The organism is Bacillus sp. MRMR6 (assembly GCF_001940785.1).
Lineage (GTDB): Bacteria > Bacillota > Bacilli > Bacillales > Cytobacillaceae > Neobacillus.
The window spans coordinates 1-2,504 of the sequence record NZ_MSLS01000067.1 but is presented as its reverse complement, the minus strand read 5'-3'; the positions used below and the strand labels follow the sequence as shown (position 1 = coordinate 2,504).

General features: G+C 38.0%; 3 protein-coding genes and 1 pseudogene. 2 read left to right on the top strand and 2 right to left on the bottom strand.

What is annotated here, in order from left to right:
• Nucleotides 1–164 (bottom strand): transposase (locus tag BTR25_RS27370; RefSeq protein ID WP_483295292.1); only part of this gene is annotated, 164 nt, incomplete at its 3' end.
• A gap of 260 nt (nt 165–424) precedes the next feature.
• Between BTR25_RS27370 and ytxJ the strand changes: the two genes are divergently transcribed.
• Nucleotides 425–751, top strand: a complete 327-nt coding sequence (gene ytxJ, locus BTR25_RS26425) for a bacillithiol system redox-active protein YtxJ (RefSeq protein ID WP_075690918.1) — start codon at nt 425–427, stop codon at nt 749–751.
• Between the two features lie 219 nt (nt 752–970).
• On the top strand, nt 971–2,053 hold the full coding sequence (locus BTR25_RS26420) for a bifunctional 3-deoxy-7-phosphoheptulonate synthase/chorismate mutase (protein WP_075690917.1): 1,083 nt from the start codon (nt 971–973) through the stop codon (nt 2,051–2,053).
• Between the two features lie 286 nt (nt 2,054–2,339).
• On the opposite strand, the pseudogene BTR25_RS27365 reads toward BTR25_RS26420, so the two are convergent.
• Nucleotides 2,340–2,504 (bottom strand): annotated as a pseudogene (locus BTR25_RS27365) (IS5/IS1182 family transposase); the annotation flags it as partial.

Below are 2,504 nucleotides of genomic sequence, written 5' to 3'. Positions count from 1 at the left end.
GCATTGCGACCGTTATCCAGACAATATTTATCTTTTAATTCTTCAATTATGAATGAAAAGTCGACTAGTTCTTTAATTTGGCGAAGCATATTATCTTTTGGAACAATGAGATCATAAATTCCTATATATGGGCTAAGATTGAATGAATCTTGAAAGGAAATCATTTCGGTACCACCTTTAAAGTCTTGTTACCTTAATTATAAAATAAAAAGCAGTTGAAGGGTTGATAAAATCAACCTTCAACTGCCTCAAAACAAAGGACTTTTTCAGTGCCCTCTCGGAACGACCGAGGAGGCTCGCCGGGGAGCCCGCGGAAAGGGAGCGAATTTCGCAAAATGCTAACCTTAACAATCTGATAATTTGTAAGAACAAAGGTGAAGTGATAGAATTACTTCACCTTTTAATAATTCTGGAGGTCTTACTAATGTTAAAAAAAGTCGATACAATGGACCAATTTGAAGAAGTACTAAAACAAGAAGAAAAATTCATGCTCCTGAAGCATAGTTTAACCTGTCCAATCAGCCATGCAGCCTATCAGGAATACCAAAAATTCGCAGAAAAAAATCAGGATTTTCCCACCTATTACCTAGCTGTTCAAGAGGCGCGCACGCTATCCAACAACATTGCAGAAAAGTTTCAAGTAAAGCATGAATCTCCACAAGCGTTTCTATTCTCGAACGGTGAACATGTTTGGAATACTTCTCATTGGAAGATTACCGTCCGCTCCCTTGATAGTGCCATTACAGAATAATAGTTGGAACACTTTTAAAAAAACAACATAGAATGATTTAATACGAAATGCTTTAGTGCTTAAAAGCGTTTAATTGTTAAAGAAAAAATACGTGACAAAAAAATCTATATCCGATATAATTAGCCTAATTATTGAATAATAAAAATATTTACTAGTTGGATGTATGAGGGTTGGCACAGTAAAGATTTTTTTAGCTAATTGGAAGGGATGGGACGAATCATGGGCAAAAATGAACTAGATCAATTAAGAACAAGAGTCGATGAACTGAACTTGGAATTGTTGAGGCTTATCAATGAAAGAGCTCAGCTCGTCCAAGAGATTGGACGGGTAAAAGAACATCAGGGAGTTTACCGTTACGATCCAGTCCGGGAAAGAAAAATGCTTGATATTATCAAAGAGCATAATGATGGACCTTTTGAAAATTCAACCATCGATCATATTTTTAAAGAAATTTTTAAGGCTGGGTTAGATTTACAAAAGGATGACCATGAGAAAGCACTATTAGTCTCTAGAAAGAAACAACCTGAAAATACAATTGTAACACTAAGAGGAGAAACAGTTGGGGATGGCAAGCCTCATTTCGTTTTCGGCCCTTGTGCGGTTGAATCTTACGAGCAAGTTGCAACAGTTGCGCAAGCTATGAAAGAGAAAGGCTTAAAACTGCTGCGTGGTGGTGCATATAAGCCTAGAACGTCTCCTTATGACTTCCAAGGATTAGGCGTAGAGGGCCTGAAAATTTTAAAACGTGTTGCAGATGAATACGATATGGCAGTTATCAGCGAGATTGTAAATCCATCTGATATTGAAATGGCTATAGATTACATTGATGTAATCCAAATTGGCGCCCGTAATATGCAAAACTTCGAATTATTAAAAGCAGCAGGTGCAGTAAAAAAACCAGTATTGCTGAAAAGAGGAATTGCAGCAACCATTGAAGAGTTTATAAATGCGGCGGAGTACATCATGGCACAAGGAAATGGACAAATCATTCTATGCGAACGTGGAATTAGAACTTACGAACGTGCAACAAGGAATACGCTCGACATCTCTGCCGTACCAATCCTTAAGCAAGAAACACATTTACCAGTGTTTGTTGACGTAACTCACTCAACAGGAAGAAGAGACCTGTTGCTTCCAGCAGCTAAAGCAGCACTTGCCATTGGTGCAGATGGTGTGATGGCTGAGGTACATCCAGACCCAGCAGTCGCTCTTTCAGATGCACAGCAGCAAATGGATCTTAACCAATTTGATAAATTCTACAGCGAATTACTCTCATCAAATTTCGTTAAAAATCTAATCTGAGAAATCAAAAAACCTTCTGCAAAATTTTGCAGGAGTTTTTTTTGTGTAAGGGCTATGTTAAATAAAGTTGCATAATTTTATATCCTGAGGATTTGTGCTTCAGGTGCGAGACTCCTGCAGGGGTAAGGGGCAGGGGAGACCCCACAGGCGCTTAGCGAGGGCACTGAAGAACTTCCGTTTTTTATATTTTATAAATAAGGAAAAGGCATTATGGATGAAAAAAGACAAAAAAAAGCAACTTCCTACCGAAATTCGAAGGGAAGTTGCTTATACCTCTGCCTATTTCCTATTCTTTTTCATTAAGAAGTTTTATTATCCGTTTGAGATTGACAGCGAATATGGTTGTGGCTCCTTGAATTTCCATACCAAATAAACCCGAGGATTTGGCTGTTTCAAAACCGTGCCCATGCTTGAGTTCACTATTTTTTGCTTCAATTTTATAGCGGTTTTT

What these genes read in the sequence shown, in the direction of transcription:
- BTR25_RS26420 (WP_075690917.1), top strand. Translation starts at nt 971, where the DNA reads ATGGGCAAAAATGAACTAGATCAATTAAGAACAAGAGTCGATGAACTG.
- ytxJ (WP_075690918.1), top strand. Translation starts at nt 425, where the DNA reads ATGTTAAAAAAAGTCGATACAATGGACCAATTTGAAGAAGTACTAAAA.